The following is a 16,463-nucleotide window of genomic DNA, read 5'->3' as shown; positions in this document are numbered from 1 at the left end:
CCCGGTGTCCCGTCACGCTCAGGGCAGATAGTCCAGATGCAGGGGATACACCAGCTCCTTGTCCGGGTCGGCGTCGTTGAGCCGGAACCAGGCATCGACCTGTTCGTTGATGGCGCGGTACTGCTCGAGCTTGGCGAGGATGCTCCACTCCAGCTTCGAGCGTTGCTCGGCGGTCATGCTGGCGAACATGTCGTCGGTCAGCGAAAGGATGTCGCTGCGGTACGGCAGACTCTGGATGAACGCCGGCAACAGCCCGCTGTCGGCCAGACGCGCACCGGCCCCGATGTCCTCGGGACGTTTCATCGTCTGCCCCGCCACGCCCTGCAGTGCCTCGAAGAACTGCACCTGGGTGACTTCGGCGCGCATCAGCGCCTGCACTACCTGGTCGAGCGCCTGTGCCAGCGAGGAGAGCTGATCGCGCGTCACCAGCACGCGCACGTCCAGCGCCCGGTCGGCCGGATTCACCAGGTCGCGGTCCAGCGCCCAGGCGACGATGTCCTTGGGCGGCGAGGCCTCCTTGCCGATGTACTCGATGAGCGCCGCATCCCACACCTTGCTGAGCGACTCGGGCACCTCGATCGCATCGGCGCCACTGGCCACGCCCATGGCCTCGTCCAGCTTCTGCCCGATGCCCCGGGTGACACGATCGACCAACGCACGGTATTCCGCTTCCTCGAAGGCATTGACCGTTTCCAGCGCCGACTGGTCCTGCGAGCCGCGCACGCGCGCGAGGTGGCCGAACTGCGCCACCGCCGTCGGGTGGTCTTCCTTCGCACGCGGGTCCTGCAGATGAATGGCGAGCAGGTGCACCTGCTGGTCGTCATACTCGCGGCGCAGGTCGGTCTCGTCCTTGCTGGTCTTGTTTTGCGCGTGGCCCTTGGGGTGGGCGCTGGCGTCACCGACCAGGATCACGAAGCGCAACGCGCCCTCACGCCATTTCGACGAGAGCGCGGTTTCGACGCCGGCGAAGGCCTCTTCGGCGTAATCGAGGCTGCCGACCGCCGTCGCGCGCGCGTCGTTTTCTAGCAGACCGGCGAGCGTGCCGGCATCGACCAGTTCGGGGGTCAGGTTGCGGGTGAGGTATTCGAGCTGCGGCACGGCCTCGAGCGAATCCCGATACACCACCAGGCCGAAGCGCACGCGGTCGGCCTTGTCGCCGGTGAAGCGGCGCGCCATCTCGGCCACCGCCTCGCGGGTCATGTCGATGAAGGGCTGCATGCTGCGCGTGGTGTCGACCACGAACACGATGTCGGCCTTTACGTCTCGCAAGGCCGCACCCGCTGCATCACGCCCCACTTCGGCCTGGCTGCGGTACTCGGGGTTCTCGAGGCTGTCCGCACCCCGGCTGCGTGGCACCGCCGCCGCGAGCTGCACCAGGCGCGCGTCGTCGCCGTTGATCTGGGTCTGCGACCACTGCAGGATCGGCAGCATGTAGAAATTCTGCGTGATGTCGACGAAGCGCTTGGGCTCCATGCTCACCACCGCATCGGGCGTGTTTCCGGCGTCGATCTCCTTGTACAGGGCCTCTGCGCGCCCCGCCATGTCCATGTCGTCGACAATGCCCTGCAGTCCGGTCTGGTCGCGGAACATCAGCACCGGACGGCGCCCCTCGAGCGGGTTGCCGGGGTGGGTGTAGGACAGCAGCAGCGCCTGGCGCCATTCCAGCACGTCACGGGCCTGCATCCAGCCTTCTGCCGCATCACGCGCCGTGCCGACGCGGTACCAGCCCTGCGGTTCGGTGGGGTTGCTCAGATCCAGCCCCTTGCGCTCGAACACGTACAGCGGCTTGAAGGCCGGCAGGTTTGCCCGGGCAACGCCGTCTGCGCTGGCTTGCGCCTCGCGGTACAGGCTGGAAAACGGGCGCGGCAGCACCCTCAGCGGCAGTTGGGTGACCGTCTCGATACAGGGTCCGGTCCCCTCGCACTGAACCCCGTCAGCCACGGCGGGCACCGCTGCCCCGGGCTGAACTGCGGACACGCCTTCGAGCGCATCCGCGCCCGCGGCGGGCGCATGGCCCTCCTTGCCCTCCAGCGCAGACAGCTGCGCAGCAGCCAGACCACTCGCGCACAGGGAAACGACGGCAACGCCCCAACGCAAGCGGTGGGCCACACGACGAACGGTTTGTCGGCTCATGACGGCATTCACTCTCATGACATGAGGCATCGATGACGCCTCGATCAAAACAAGCCACCCAATTCGGGCACAACCCGCGCAGAACAACGGAAAACGGGCTCACCGCCATTCTTTCACGTACGGACGATGCGATTCGTGATTCAAGCCACAGTGCCGCTAAAGAATAATGGGGCCGTTGCAAGGCCAAACACCGAAAATGGGGCAAACCGAACGACGGCACTCGATCAAGAGGTCAAGACCATGCCCGACCGCCTCATCGTCCCCTGCTCCAGCTCCTTTCCCACCCCCCGCCCCACCCGAGCGCAAAGCGGTCTGCTGCCACGCCCGCACCGCACGCTCCTGAGTCTGGCGACCAGCGCCTGCCTGGCCACCGCTCTGATGAACAGCCCCGCCGCGCTGGGCCAACCCGCTGCACAGGGCGCCGGCGCGGGCGAGCGCGCCATGCAGGGTCAGCAGGACACCGCCGGTGCACTGCGCGATCTCGTTGGCCGCGACGCCCTCACGGTTCGCGCGCTGGTCGCCTTCAACCGCATCCCCGCCAGCGTCCTTGCACCACTGGCCGGACTACGTGCGCGCGGCATCGATGTGCTCGGCGCATCCCCCGAAGCCCTCGCCCGCATGCTCGACGATCCCGCGCTCGATGCCCATCAGCGCACGGCGCTCGGCAAGGCGCTGGAGGTGATCCGCGAGGTCGAAACCGAGGTGGCAGGCGGCAGCGCCAGCACAGCCTCGGCCCCTGACTCCCTGGCCGTGACCCGCCCGCTGCCCCCACCCCTGCCCCCCTTCGCCATGCCAACGGCCCTGCCCATGGTCGAACTCGGCAGCGCGCAGTACGCAGGCATGATCACCACCGCCAAGGAAGCCACCCTGGCCCTGATGGGCCCACTCTCACAAGCGGACGCGGCACGCGTCGAGCAGCGCTGGGCGGGGTACTACGCCTTTCCCGCAGACGACATCCTGCAGTATTTCCGTCGCGCCACACCCATTCTGTCCGAGCTGCTGAACATCCGTGAAGCGATCGCACTCACTGCAGCCGCCTTCGACGACGCCTGGGCCGAAGCGAACATAGCGGCCCAGTACGAGAACGAAGCCTACGCCGGAGCCGCATTGACGCAGGCCGCGCTGCTGAAGGACTACCTCGTCGCCCTCGAGGCGCGCGCGCAGAAGCTCGCCGAGGCCATGCAGGCCCTCGGCGAAGCGCCGGACCCGATCGCCGCACAGGACGCCGCCGCAACCGGTCACCGCAAGGCCACCGACACCCTGCTCGGCCTGCTCACCCCGGCAACAGGCCCCGAGGGCATCTGGTTCGGCGTGTACCAGAACGAGGAGGACCTGTGGATCGACGATCTCGTCGAGCAACCCCTGCTGTTCGTCGTCTACGCCGTTGGCCCGGCCTCCGCGCCGCGTTACCGGGCACTGTCCCTGGACGCCGAGGAGTACGACGAGAAAACCGACCCGTACATCGACGTCCTCGAGATGCACGAGGACGATGGGCAGCCCATGCCCTCGCTGCTGCCCTACCTCAAGGGTGGCGAGATCCGGCAAACCTTCGAGTTGTCCGACACGGACGAGGACGGCGAAACCAGCACCTGGACCACGACCGTCAAGGCCCGCGCCCTGCCCGAAGGGCAGGCAGTGCAGTATCCCGAATCGCTCGAACTCTCCCGTGTGGCGGCGGCGAGGGACGCCACGATCGCACGGTCTGCAAAGGAGCGCGCGCAGGAAGCCGCCGCCGCGCAGCAGGGCGGCTCAGGCGGTGATGACCCGGTCGCTGCTGCCGGGCAGGCCATCGAGCAGAATGTCCTGGCGCTTGGGGCAGCGGTCGGGGACGCCATCATCAAGGGTTTGACGAAGTCACAGTACGAAGACATCGCACGCCACCATGCGCTCACGCCCGCCTTCGTGGCTGCAGCGCGCCAATGGCTGCAAGAGCGACCCTTCTCGGAAGACACGACCCTGGCAGAGGACAGGGCACGCCTTTCCGCCCTGGTCGCAGCGCGCGACGGTGGCGGGGTCGCCGCCCAGCGCGCGCCCGCAGTCGCCCCCGCCGCAGAGGAGCAGTCCCCCGCAGCGAAGGACGCCGCCGCCAAGGCGAGCGCGAAATCCGAAGCCGAAGCGAAGGCCTCGGCCGAAGCCCAGCGCGAGCGCATCGACTTCCACCGTCACAACATCCGCTTCGTCGAAGCCAACCTCGCACGCGATCGCACCGAGCTGGCCGCCGAAACCGACCCCGAGCGCCGCGCCGCGCTCGAGTTCCGCATCGTCGGTGCGCTGTCCGACATCCAGAGCGAGAAGGACCTCATCGCCTCGATCGAGACCGGCGAGCTCGTCCGCACCCGCTCGCCCTTCGACGACTATGCCCATGCCGGCTTCATCGCCAGCATCCGCGACAACCAGCAGCGCATGGAGCGCTTCCAGCGCGGCACAGCCTCGCTGTTGAAGCTCGCCTCCATGCTGCCCGGCGAGGAAGGCGAGAACGCGCGCGCCTTCGTCGAGCGCCAGCTCACCCCCGAGGTGCGCACCACGATGGACCAGGCGGCGATCCAGCAGATCGCCGATGCGCTCGGCAAGAAGGTGCAGGGCCACTACCTCGGCCAGCAGGCGCAGGACGAGGAAGCGGCCGCGCTGGCGAACTTCGGGCTGGAGGCCTCGGAGAACATCAAGACCGCCGCCGACACCGGCATGATGGTCGCCTCGCTCTTCGGCGGGCAGGCGGTGGACACCGCCTACCAGGCCGTCACCGGCTACATCGAGGGCGGCCCCACCGAGGCCGTGCTGCGCACCGTCAGCAGCATCGGACCGCGCACGGGCGCGGCGGTCGAGGCCCTGCGCGGCTACCGCGAGGGCGGGCTCACCGAGGCCGCAAAACGCGGCAGCATCTCCTTCATCACTTCGAAGGGCATTGAATATGGCATGGGCAAGGTCGTGGCTCGCGCCGGGCGCGGCGGAATCGATGCCGACGGCCCCGCCCCCACCGCCAAGGCCAAGGCCGCAGACGCCGCACCGCCTTCGAAAACAGGGACGAGCGATGCTGCGCCCGCCCCGATCGGCCCCACCGCCTTCGAGCGCGAGGCGCAAGCGCAATTCAACCGCGCGCGCAAGGAAGGCGAGGCCCTGGTGCAGGACCTGCGTACCGCCCAGCAACGCTTGGCCGACGCCGGCAGCGCCGGCCGCCCAGCCGCTGAACTGGCGCAGATCCAGAAGGAGATCCGCGACAAGGTCACGGCCATCAACGGCAACCCGAACGCAAAGAACTACCTCAAGTACAAGGGCGACCCCACCACCCAGCGCATGTACGTGCTGCAGCTCGAATCGGTACACGGCGACGTCGAACGACAGTTCCACCAGAACATGCGCGACCGCGGCTGGAACCAGCAGGCGCTGAAGGAGATGCGCAACGCTGCCAGCGCCGGCTCGGTGGGCATGGACTTCGACATCGGCCTCGACGAGGCGGCGATGAAGTCGCTCACCCGCAACGGTGAGCCCGCCAAGCTGCACACCTGGCAGAGCGAGGCACAAGAGGCCTGGGAAGCGGCCTACGCCAAGGTCACCGGCCGCAACGCCGAGCTCGCCTGGGAGAACGTCACCACCAGCAAGCACCTGGAGAGCTACCGCGACACCGCCTGGCTGGCCGCGGACAAGTCCAGGGTCAGCAAGGCCTGGGGACAGCAGGCCGCCGACGTCACCCGCTACAAGAGCTGGCACATGCTCAAGGACCAACCCGGGCTCAGCCACTTCGAGCGCCTGCAGGAAGTCAGCCGCGGCGCTGCGAAGGACTTCGACACCAAGGTCGCCCCCATGCTCGACCGCATCAAGCCGACTGCGGGCAGCGCCGACCACTTCAAGACCTCACGCCAGCACTGGCAGGAGGTGCGCCAGGTGCTGGCCGACTTCGGCAACAACACCATCGACCCCATCACCGCCAACCGCCGCATCCGCATGCTCACCGGCGGCAAGGACATCCCGCAGGTGGTCGACGAGATGGCGATGCTGATGGAGGCGGCGATCAAGTTCGGTCCGGGCGGCTGAGCTCCCTGCGCGCGGCCTCCATCACCGTGCGCACGAAGCGCGTCTTCGCCTTCGCGTAGGCGACGCGGTCGTCGGGGTGCTCGGCCGCGATGCGCTGCTTCAGCGCACCGTATTCACACGCCGCCTCCGGGTGGGCGCGCAGGTAATCACGGAACAGCAAGCGCGCCCACTCCGAGGAGCCCGGCTCCAGGCAGTGAATGTGATGCGTGCGCCGCCCCGCCGCATCACGACGGATGAACCACGCGTACGCGATCCCCGGCAGCCCACGCTCGCGGTCGCGCCAGAAGAACTCATAGCCCTGTCGCTTCAGCTCGGGCGCGATACGCTGCACCACATCGGCCATCGAGCGCACCTCGACCAGCATGTCGATGATCGGCTTTGCCGCCAGCCCCGGCACGGCGGTACTGCCGAAGTGCTCGATGCGCCCGATCAGCTCCGCCGGCAACTGCGCCCGCAGCCGCGCCGCCTCTTCCTCGAAACGCGCTGGCCAGGCGGGATCGTAAGGCACGATTTCCACCCGCTCCTGCAGCGCGCGTTGGACATGGCGGGGTTTTGCGCTCATGTAGCAATACCTAGGGCTTGGCTGCCCGAGCCGCTGCATCCTTGGCTGCTCGGGCCGCGTTGGCCTTGGCCGCCCGAGCCGCGACCGCCTCTTCGATGGCGGTCGTCACCTTCCTTTCGCCCGCAGCGACAACCTCCGCAGCGCAGCCCGTCCAGATGGCGGGATCAGAAGGCAGCGGGAACCGCAGGCAACCATAACCCTCCACGATGCAAGGCTCCCCCGGACGCTGACAAACATAGCGTTTGTCATAGCTCCCCCAGGTATCGGGATGATAGAAACGGGACGTCTGGGGGCTGCCCCACCCCGCCTTCGCGCACAGACAGTTCAGGAAGGCTTTCGGAGGCTGCACCCCCAGCACCTCCAGGACCTGTTTGAGCCGATCATGATCAAGGCCGAGAATCGGATTCAGCGGGGATGCCTTTCCTGCCATAGCGGGCAGCAAGGGTTTGCCCGTCTGCTCGCATTCGCCGCGAACGACATGAGTGACATATTTCTTCAATGTCGCCTGCTCAACCTGCAGCCTCGCAATGTCCTTCAGCGCGCGTGCCACCTTCCCGGTGTGATCGGCGATCACCTTGTTCTGCGCATCCTGGTAGCGTTGCAGTTCCTCGCCCCACGCACGGACGAACACGTTCTTTGCATTCGCCAGCTTGGCAACGAAGGCGGGCTCTTCGAGTCGGAATCTGTTTCCACCCGCCTCTCGCCGGATCGCATCGACGGCATCCGCGTGGCGTTTCTCGATGTCAAGACGGGCCTGACCATGGCTCAGATCAACCCGCATCATCTGATCGTCGAGCCCCTCCTTCGCAGCCTCGATCTCGGCCAACAAGCTGGCGCTCAAGTCCACGCGCGCCTTGTGCTGCGCCTGGAGATCGGTATCGGTCCATTTCTTGTCGCTTGCCTCGCGCCAGGCCTTGTAGGCCCAAACGCCGCTCTCGCTTTCGACCGTGCCTACGAAGTGGCGCTTCATGATGTGCCAGCTGTCCACGGCGTCGGTCAGGGTTCCAATCGGGCCGAAGTGATCATCCACCTTGAACAGGTAATCCAGCAGCGATGTCGACACCCCTACGCCGTCGGGCAGTATCCATTCGGCGGCAATCTTGAGCGCCATGACGCCCGGGTTTTCAATCTTCTCGAGGGCCGCCTCGACGCTCGTCTCCGCGCGACGCGAGTCAAGATAAAGAGCGGTCTCCAAGGCAGAAAGACAGGGATCCTTGACGGTCTTCAGCCGAGTCGCCACCTCCTGGAGCGTCTCTGCACTATAGGCCCACGGGTCGGCGACCTTCGGCATGGCATAGCCCTTCTCGCGCGCCTCCCGCAGTTGGGCGGCGACCGTATCACGCAGCGCATGCAGATCCTGCGCCCAGCCCTGCCCCACCACCAGCACCAGGCCGAACGCCACCAGGGTGCTTGCCACGACACCGCGAAACTTCTGCATGCTCACTTCTCCTGCGCGTCGATGAGGACGTCGAGGTACGCCTCTGGATCGAAGTCCTGCAGATCCACCAGTTCCATCCTTTCAAGGGCCGTCATCCCGTCAGGTGTCACCCACTGCGCATCCACCTGCCGCAACGCCATCCGTACCGGCCCGTTGCCGGCATCCGAGCGCGACTGGATGGCCATGGAGAGCTCGGCCCCTTTGGCGATGCCGATGAATCCCGTGCCGCGCATCGTGGTCACGCCCGGCAGATCGGCCACCACCGAGCCGGGCGACAGGTCGATGGTCAGCATGCCGTCCCATCGCGCCATCACCTCGGCCGGAATCCGGCGGCTCCAGTAGGCGTAGTAGTCACGGGTCAGCGTCAGCACATAGCTGCCCGCCTCGCGCCCCTCGGCGGTGCGGACCAGGGAGAGGGCGAGCAGGCTTCCCTTCTGCATGTCCGCCACCCGGTGGGGGGACAGCATCACCTGCGCGCCATCGGTCGCTGCAGGATCGAAGCGAAGGACCAGGCGGTAGGGTGTGCGCAGAATTCGCTGGTCCAGACGGGCGACCGGCGCGGGCGACAGGATGCCTGCCCGCCCGCCAGAGAAGCCACGCTCGACCGCCACCGTCAGCCCTTTGTCCGGATCCAGATGTCCGAATTTGGCGAAATCGACGCCCGCAAGGCCGAACGGCTCCCAGGGTGCGCCCGCATCGGGGAACAGACGGGTGACCGGCAGCGGCTCGACACCGGGCGCAGGCAGTGGCTGCGCAGGCTTCTGACCCGGCGTCCGGGTCATCGAGATGCGTTTCAGCACCATCGACACGGGATGCGCCCGGTCATCGGCGAGCGCGAGGATGAAGAGCCGCAGCCCCTGCCCGGTCCGGACATCGCCCCACGGTGCAAGATCGGTCGGAAATCCCTCGGCGATCACGCGAACGCCCTGCGGCGTGAGCTCCAGTTCGACGACCGCGGGCATCGCCGCCGGCGTCGCGTCGAGGCGCGCCTCCTCGCGGTCGAGCCAGCGCGAGGCACGAGTCGTGCCATCCGGCGCACGCACCCAGTCCAGTACGAAACGCGGCGGGTTCGGACCACCGTCCGAGAGGCTGTGCGGCGTCGCCAGCCCCAAGCGGAAGCCACGGGTTTCGGCGGCGTCGAACTCGAATCGCAGGCGCACGCTGGCCCCCGGACCAAAGCGGTCGAGCCAAACCACGGGTTCCGGGGCATAGATCCCGAGCAGGTTCTTGCCGTCGCCTTTCTCCGACACAACGCGCAGCCCTTCCCGGAGGCTTAGCTTCTCCGGCGCAATCCCGCCTCGCGGCAGCCCGTGACGCTGAAAATGCGGCGCCATCGTGCGTCCGTCGAACAGCGTGAGCGTCAGCGGCACATCCTCCAGCAGCACGCCCGGATCGTTGGGCACAAAACGCACCGTGTCCAGCCTCACCGTCCGCAGATCGAGGCGTGCAGGCGCACGTGCGTCGGGCGAACTGGCCGAGACCTGCAAGTGAAGATCCGTCGCGACCGGCGCATTCGCCATCCGGCCTTCGATGAGGATGCGCCCCTCCCCGTTGCCGACCAGGATCAGTCCGTCCGGCCGAAGCTCCAGCGCCAGCCCGGCGAGAACACCCGGATCGTCCAGCTTCAGCCGGGCCTGCACCTGTCGCTGCACCGCGAGCACCAGATGCGGCGCGCCATCGGCCGTCTGCTCCACCGCAAGCCAGATCTCGTGCACGGACCAATCCCACTTGCCCAACTGATCGCCAGGCACCAGCGCGAACACCGCGTTGCGCACGGTCTCCACGTCGAAGTCGAAGCCGAGCCGCACGACCTGATCGCCACCCGCTGGCGGCAGCTTCACCACCGGCGCCACCGTCTTCAGCCCGGTCGTCATCGCCCCCGAAGGCGACGCCACAGCCACGCGCAAGGCCCCGCCCTCCACGCGCGCGAAGGCATCGAAGTCTCCACCGCGGACGGCATGGGGCTGCCAGGCCTCGGTCATCTCGCCCTTGAAGAGCGGCTCGGCCTGCACGCTGGCAGGCGCGAGCGCGACAGCGGCCGGGCTGGCTCCTGCCCCTGCCCCTGCCGCCTCCTGCACCCGATGCAGAATCGCGAGCGCCTCTTCGAGTGCCGCGCGCTGCCGCGCATCGAGCGCGAGGGCGGGGTCTTCGAGCATGCGGGCGAGAGCTTCCGGCGTGGCCCCGAGCACATCGACACCGCCCGCCCCCAGGCCGGACAACGAGGCCAGCATACGGGTGGGGATGCGTCCGAAGGCCGCCACCGCGCGCACCGTGAGCTTGCCGCTGCGCACCAGTGCCTCCAGCGAAGCGTCGCCGGCCTGCGTGCCGGGTGGATTCGCGCCCACGCCGCGCACCCCGAGCGCCTCCTCAGCGAAGGCTGCAGGCCCCGCCATCAAGACAGCCAGCAAGCAGGCAGGGAGCAAGCGCGCAAGCGGGCGCAGATCGATCTTTCTGGGTACTTCGGGTGTGTCGGACAAGACTCTCACCTCGCTGTCCGCAGTGGCGGCGTACGGATGTCGGGCAGGAACACTGCGCTTTCGCCGTAAGCATGGATCGGAACTGCGTTTCGCGCCGTGGCCTGCTTCACGGATGGCGCCCCAGATGACCCCGGATGGCCCGAGCGTTCGGCCGCACGGGCGGGACTATAATCCCTGCAGGACTTCACCGCCCGGACGAGGACACCATGGCCCTGCCCCACCCCGTACCCCGCTTCACTGCCGACGACTACCTGCGCTGGGAAGCCGAGCAGCCCGAGAAGCATGAATACGTGCGCGGCGAGGCCTTCGCGATGGGTGGCGCCAGCCGCCGGCACGTGACGATCTCGCTCAACGTCGCCTCTGCCCTCGACGACGCCCTCGACGGCACACCCTGCCGTGCCTACATGGCCGACATGAAGGTCCAGGCGGCCGAAGACGAGGCCTACTTCTACCCCGACGTCCTCGTCACCTGCGACCCCGCCGACCACCGCGCCGACCAGTTCATGCGCGCACCCAAGCTCATCGTCGAGGTGCTCTCCCCGGCAACCGCCGCCTACGACCGCGGCGACAAATTCGCCGCCTACCGCCGCATCGCCTCGCTGCAGGATTTCATCCTCATCGACCCCGACACGCGCCGCATCGAGCACTACCGGCGCACGCAAGCCAACCGCTGGGAGCTGCAGGAAATCGAACCCGAGCAGCCGCTGCAGTTGCAGAGCCTGGACGTGGAGATTGCATGGCAGAAGGTGTTCCGTAACGTCGATTGAGCGCGAGCGGTCCCGCGTATAGCGATAGATTTCGTCAAGGCGATAGGACGCCGCTTCCTGGACGCGGACTTGCGCCATCGCAATCAAGCCTTGTTACGCGCGATCACGTCGCCCGCAGTCAGGCGCGTATAGGCCGACTCCTGCGCCGCGAAGGCATGGGCAAGTTCGATCCTGAGCCGCTCTTCCATCGCCTGCTCCAGACGCGTCTTGTCGCGGCGGATCAGGTCGCGGACGTACTCGCTGATGTTCTCGTAATCCCCCTGCTCGCCCACCTTCGCTGCCACGAACTCGCTGAGCGTCTCGTTCAGGCGAACCGTCATCGTCATTCCTCTGGACTGAGCCATGACCTACGACCGGTTGAGCACGGTCAGCAGTTGCTCCACACAGTCCTGCGGGCTGTGCTTGGCAGTCAACAACCGCACTTCAGGCGTCTCGGGGGGCTCATAAGGACTGTCGACGCCAGTGAAGTTCTTCAACTCTCCCTTGCGCGCCTTGGCGTACAGACCCTTCACGTCACGCTCCTCGCACTCGGCAATCGGCGTATCGACAAACACTTCGATGAACTCCCCTTCCTCAAACAGCTCACGCGCCATGCGCCGCTCGCTGCGAAAGGGGGAGATGAACGCCGCCAGCACGATGATGCCCGCATCCACCATCAGTTTCGCCACCTCAGCTACCCGACGGATGTTCTCCACCCGGTCGGCTTCGGTAAAGCCCAGATCGCGATTCAAACCGTGGCGCACGTTGTCGCCATCGAGCAGATAGGTGTGTTTACCCTCCGCGTGCAGGCGCTTTTCCAGCAGGTTGGCAATCGTCGTCTTTCCAGACCCCGACAGACCGGTGAACCAGATGCACCTTGGCGTTTGATTCTTCTGCGCAGACCGGGAGGCCTTGTTCAGTTCCAGCGCCTGCCAGTGGATATTGCTGGCGCGGCGCAGCGCAAAGTCGATCATGCCAGCACCCACAGTCTCGAAGGTCCGCTTGTCGATCAGGATGAAGCTACCCAACACCCGGTTCACGCCGTACGGCTCAAACACCAGCGGCACACTGGTCGACAGATTCACCGTCGCGATCTCGTTCAGCCCCAGCGTCTTGGCGGCAAGGTGCGCACCCGTATTCACATCCTCGCGGTACTTGATCTCGGTTACGGTGGCCGTCACCTCCTTCGTCGCAAGCTTCATCAGGTAGGGCCGCCCCGGTGTCATCGCGTGCTCGTGCATCCACAGCAAACGCGCCTCGAACTGGTCGGCCACCTCGGGTGGCTTCTCAGCCGCGACCAGCACGTCACCCCGGCTGGCGTCCACCTCTTCGGTCAGGGTCAGGGTAATGGCGTCGCCACTATGACCGACTTCAACTTCGTCGAAGCCGACAATGACGGCCTTGACCCGGGTCTGGACACCCGAAGGCAGCACGCGCACCACGTCACCCGGGCGCACCTGGCCCTCAGCGACTCGACCGCAGAAACCGCGGAAGTCCAGATTCGGGCGATTGACCCACTGCACCGGCATCCGGAAGGCATGGCGGTCACGGGTGTCACGCACGTCCACTGTGTCCAGGTAAGTCATCAGGCTCGGACCGTCGTACCAGGGGGTGCGCAAACTCACTTGCAGCACGTTGTCACCGTCCAGGCCCGAAAGCGGAATCGGTTGCACGCTGGCAAAGCCCAAACCGGCGGCAAACGCCCGGTAGTCGGCAACGATGGCATCAAACGTGGCTTGGCTGAAATCCACCAAGTCCATCTTATTCACTGCGAGCACTACGTGGCGTATGCCCATCATCGCCGCAATACGGCTATGGCGCCGGGTCTGCGTCAACACCCCCTTGCGCGCATCGATCAGGATCACAGCGAGGTCGGCGGTGGAGGCGCCAGTGGCCATGTTGCGGGTGTACTGCTCATGGCCCGGGGTGTCAGCCACAATGAAACGGCGTCGGTCGGTGGCGAAGAAGCGGTAGGCCACGTCGATGGTGATACCTTGCTCACGCTCGGCCTGCAGGCCATCCACCAGCAGCGCCAGGTCCATCCTTTCGGCTTGGGTGCCATACTTTTTCGAATCACTCTCCAAGCTGGCGAGTTGGTCGTCGAAGATCGCCTTGCTCTCGAACAGCAGGCGGCCGATCAGCGTGCTCTTGCCGTCGTCCACACTGCCGCAGGTGATGAAGCGCAGTGTTTCCTTGTTACGCTGGCTATCCAGAAACACGGCGATGTCTTGTGCTTTGAGGGTACTCATCAGAAGTAGCCCTCCTGCTTCTTCTTTTCCATGGAACCTGGCACATCCGAATCAATCAGCCGGCCTTGTCGCTCTGAACTGCGGGCGTTGAAGGTTTCGGCAATCACCGCTTCAAGCGTGTCTGCACCGCTCTCGATCGCAGCAGTCAGCGGCCAGCAGCCCAGGGTACGGAAACGCACCTTACGCATCTCGGCCTGCTCGCCCGGCGCAAAAGGAAAGCGCTCGTCGTCCACCATGATCCACTGCCCCCCGCGTTGAACCACCGGGCGCTCAGCAGCCAGGTACAAGGGCACGATGGGGATGCTTTCCTCGTGGATGTACTGCCAGATATCCAACTCCGTCCAGTTGCTGATCGGAAACACACGGATGGTCTCATCCGGTTGGATGCGGGTGTTGTAAAGGCTCCACAGCTCTGGGCGCTGCGCCTTCGGGTCCCAGCGGTGGCCTGGTGCGCGAAAGCTGAACACGCGCTCCTTGGCGCGGGACTTTTCCTCGTCGCGGCGCGCCCCCCCGAATACCACGTCAAAGCCGTGGGCATCCAAGGCCTGTTTGAGAGCCTGGGTTTTCATCACATCGGTATGGTAGTTGCTGCCGTGCGAGAACGGCCCTACGCCCTCGGCCAACCCTTGCGGGTTGGTGTGGGTGATCAGTTCCATACCCGACTCCTTCACCATGCGATCGCGGTGCGCGTACATGGCGGCAAACTTCCAGCCGGTGTCCACATGCAGCAGCGGAAACGGCGGCGGACCAGGGTAGAAGGCCTTGCGGGCCAAGTGCAGCATGACCGAGCTGTCCTTGCCGACGGAGTACATCATCACCGGGTTGCGCGCAGTCGCCACTGCCTCGCGGATGATTTCTATGGATTCGGATTCGATATTCTTCATGTGCAAGTACCCGTTCATGATGGACTTTGCTGCGGACTTGCGAGCGTCGCACCCCGTAGCCTACCTCTTACATCCAAAGCTGCGTACGCAGGACATCCACGGCCACACCCCACACCTCATCGCTTACCCCCCGCACCACTTTGCCCTGCGGTACAAGCGTTCAGCCACCGGCAATATCCCACGCTCAACGCGGCAAGACCGGCAAGGTTTGCCGAATTGGCACCAATAAACCGGCATTTTCCGGCCTTTGCGCGCCTCGCCGCCCCACTAGAATCGGTCTCGTCTGCTTGGCACGATATTCGCTAAGAGACTGCCAAGCACGACCACGTTCTGCCCCGGATCTGGCATTCCGACAACGCTGGCCGTACTGCAAAACGCAACGGACACCCTCGGAGATCAATCATGGCTCAAGTCATCAACACCAACGTTCAGTCGCTCAATGCGCAGCGCAACCTGAATACCTCAGCCGGCTCGCTCGCGACCTCGCTGCAGCGCCTGTCCTCGGGTCTGCGCATCAACAGCGCAAAGGACGACGCGGCGGGTCTGGCGATTTCGGAGCGCATGACTTCGCAAATTCGCGGTCAGGATCAGGCGCGGCGCAACGCCAACGACGGGATCTCGCTGGCGCAGACGGCTGAAGGCGCGCTCGAATCCGCGAGCACGACGCTTCAGCGCATTAGGGAACTTGCGGTCCAATCGGCCAACGCGTCAAACTCGGCTTCCGATCGTCAGGCCATTCAGGCTGAAGTCTCGCAACTCACCGCCGAACTCGACCGAATCGCACATACGACCGAGTTCAACGGGCTCAAACTGCTCGACGGCACGTTCGGCACTGCGAACTTCCAGGTTGGCGCAAACGCGAACCAGACCATCACCGCCTCCACCGGCAACTTCCGCACCTCCAACTACGGTAACAACAACGTCACCAGCGTGACCACCGCAGCAAACGTCACAGGCACCAGATCCGATGCCGAAGTGACGGCCAAGACCGGTATTCGTGCCGCAGACGCTTCCCTGCAGATCTTCGGCAACCTCGGCGCCAGCGGCACGATCAACGTTGCTGCCGGCTCCAGCGCCAAAACCGTCGCCGATCAGATCAATGCCGTTAGCAACAAGACCGGCGTGACAGCAACGGCGCGCACCGAAGGCACCACCACGTTCAGTGCCGCCGGCGCCTATTCCTTCGACATCGTATCGGACAACGCCGCTTCCGAGACCGTTCGGGTCTCCTTCACGATCGGCGGTGCCACCGGTGCCGACAATCTGGCCAACGCCGTCTCCGCGATCAATGACGTCTCGGGCAAGACCGGCGTCACCGCTTCGATCAACTCGAGCGGGCAACTCGTGATGACCAACGACAGTGGCAACGACATCTTCCTGCGCAACACGGTAACTGGAAATGCCAACGCGGGCACCGTCAGCTTTGGTGCAGGCACACTGGCCGCAGCCGGCGGGGCTGACAACAACATCGGCCTAACCGGGACGGTCTCGCTCAACTCCGAGAAGTCCTTCACGGCCACCGGCACCTTGAACTCGGTCCTGACTGCAGCGTCGGTCGGCTCCAGTCTTCAGTCCGTCGCCTCGCTGGACGTCACCACCTTCGACAACGCGACCAAGGCACTCAAGATCGTCGACTCCGCCCTCGCTGCGGTCAATGGTCAGCGCGCCAAGTTCGGCGCCCTGCAGTCGCGCTTCGAAACCACCATCGCGAACCTGCAGACCAGTGCCGAGAACATGTCGGCTTCGCGCAGCCGCATCCGCGACACTGACTTCGCCTCGGAAACTGCCAACCTGACCCGCGCCCAGATTCTGCAACAGGCCGGCACCGCAATGCTTTCGCAGGCCAACGCCCTCCCGCAGAACGTGCTTTCGCTCCTGCAAAGCTAAGTTGTAACGACTCACTAAGCAAAATCAGACAGCCCTCTCCAGCCACGACGCTGGAGAG

Annotated in this window: 9 protein-coding genes and 1 pseudogene; 3 read left to right on the top strand and 7 right to left on the bottom strand. The window is 65.7% G+C overall.

The window, feature by feature from the left end; all coding sequences use genetic code 11:
• Positions 1 to 18 precede the first annotated feature (18 nt).
• Entirely contained in the window at positions 19 to 2,133 is a 2,115-nt protein-coding gene (locus ACUH78_RS01435; RefSeq protein ID WP_445332458.1) for a VWA domain-containing protein, read from the bottom strand.
• Between the two features lie 240 nt (positions 2,134 to 2,373).
• Between ACUH78_RS01435 and ACUH78_RS01430 the strand changes: the two genes are divergently transcribed.
• Positions 2,374 to 6,162, top strand: coding sequence for a hypothetical protein (locus ACUH78_RS01430; RefSeq protein ID WP_445332459.1), 3,789 nt, complete (start codon positions 2,374 to 2,376; stop codon positions 6,160 to 6,162).
• Here the strand turns inward: ACUH78_RS01430 and ACUH78_RS01425 are convergent.
• From ACUH78_RS01425 to ACUH78_RS01415, 3 genes are read right to left on the bottom strand one after another with little or no spacing between them, the layout of a single operon-like run.
• Positions 6,140 to 6,724 carry a GrpB family protein gene (locus ACUH78_RS01425; RefSeq protein WP_445332460.1) on the bottom strand — a complete coding sequence of 195 codons (585 nt, stop codon included), beginning with the start codon at positions 6,722 to 6,724 and terminating at the stop codon, positions 6,140 to 6,142. The two genes, ACUH78_RS01430 and ACUH78_RS01425, sit on opposite strands and share 23 nt — an antisense overlap.
• A gap of 10 nt (positions 6,725 to 6,734) precedes the next feature.
• The gene (locus ACUH78_RS01420) at positions 6,735 to 8,162 is read right to left on the bottom strand and encodes a hypothetical protein (RefSeq protein WP_445332461.1); all 1,428 of its coding nucleotides are present in this window, start codon (positions 8,160 to 8,162) and stop codon (positions 6,735 to 6,737) included.
• 2 nt (positions 8,163 to 8,164) lie between these two features.
• The gene (locus tag ACUH78_RS01415; protein WP_445332462.1) at positions 8,165 to 10,639 is read right to left on the bottom strand and encodes a hypothetical protein; all 2,475 of its coding nucleotides are present in this window, start codon (positions 10,637 to 10,639) and stop codon (positions 8,165 to 8,167) included.
• A 206-nt stretch (positions 10,640 to 10,845) separates the two neighbouring features.
• Between ACUH78_RS01415 and ACUH78_RS01410 the strand changes: the two genes are divergently transcribed.
• Positions 10,846 to 11,406 (top strand): Uma2 family endonuclease, encoded by a 561-nt coding sequence (locus tag ACUH78_RS01410; protein WP_445332463.1) that lies wholly within the window; start codon positions 10,846 to 10,848, stop codon positions 11,404 to 11,406.
• An 83-nt stretch (positions 11,407 to 11,489) separates the two neighbouring features.
• Here ACUH78_RS01410 and ACUH78_RS01405 read toward each other — a convergent pair whose 3' ends face one another.
• The 3 genes and pseudogenes from ACUH78_RS01405 to cysD form a co-directional block, all read right to left on the bottom strand.
• Complete coding sequence (locus tag ACUH78_RS01405) at positions 11,490 to 11,726, bottom strand: ribbon-helix-helix domain-containing protein (protein ID WP_445332464.1); 237 nt, start codon at positions 11,724 to 11,726, stop codon at positions 11,490 to 11,492.
• Between the two features lie 27 nt (positions 11,727 to 11,753).
• Complete coding sequence (gene cysN, locus ACUH78_RS01400; RefSeq protein WP_445332465.1) at positions 11,754 to 13,634, bottom strand: sulfate adenylyltransferase subunit CysN; 1,881 nt, start codon at positions 13,632 to 13,634, stop codon at positions 11,754 to 11,756.
• Positions 13,634 to 14,545, bottom strand: a pseudogene (cysD, locus tag ACUH78_RS01395) (sulfate adenylyltransferase subunit CysD); the annotation flags it as partial. The pseudogene cysD and the gene cysN, both read right to left, overlap by 1 nt.
• Before the next feature lie 375 nt (positions 14,546 to 14,920).
• On the opposite strand from cysD, the gene ACUH78_RS01390 reads away from it, so the two are divergent.
• Positions 14,921 to 16,405 carry a flagellin N-terminal helical domain-containing protein gene (locus ACUH78_RS01390; protein ID WP_445332466.1) on the top strand — a complete coding sequence of 495 codons (1,485 nt, stop codon included), beginning with the start codon at positions 14,921 to 14,923 and terminating at the stop codon, positions 16,403 to 16,405.
• Positions 16,406 to 16,463: the final 58 nt, after the last annotated feature.

This window comes from Thauera sp. ZXT1-4, assembly GCF_052598215.2.
The sequence above is the reverse complement of the archived record's forward strand: the minus strand, read 5'-3'. Positions and strand labels throughout refer to the sequence as shown.

Coding starts and splice junctions, on each gene's coding strand:
- ACUH78_RS01435 (WP_445332458.1), bottom strand. CDS start 2,133: ATGAGCCGACAAACCGTTCGTCGTGTGGCCCACCGCTTGCGTTGGGGC.
- ACUH78_RS01430 (WP_445332459.1), top strand. CDS start 2,374: ATGCCCGACCGCCTCATCGTCCCCTGCTCCAGCTCCTTTCCCACCCCC.
- ACUH78_RS01425 (WP_445332460.1), bottom strand. CDS start 6,724: ATGAGCGCAAAACCCCGCCATGTCCAACGCGCGCTGCAGGAGCGGGTG.
- ACUH78_RS01420 (WP_445332461.1), bottom strand. CDS start 8,162: ATGCAGAAGTTTCGCGGTGTCGTGGCAAGCACCCTGGTGGCGTTCGGC.
- ACUH78_RS01410 (WP_445332463.1), top strand. CDS start 10,846: ATGGCCCTGCCCCACCCCGTACCCCGCTTCACTGCCGACGACTACCTG.
- ACUH78_RS01405 (WP_445332464.1), bottom strand. CDS start 11,726: ATGACGGTTCGCCTGAACGAGACGCTCAGCGAGTTCGTGGCAGCGAAG.
- cysN (WP_445332465.1), bottom strand. CDS start 13,634: ATGAGTACCCTCAAAGCACAAGACATCGCCGTGTTTCTGGATAGCCAG.
- ACUH78_RS01390 (WP_445332466.1), top strand. CDS start 14,921: ATGGCTCAAGTCATCAACACCAACGTTCAGTCGCTCAATGCGCAGCGC.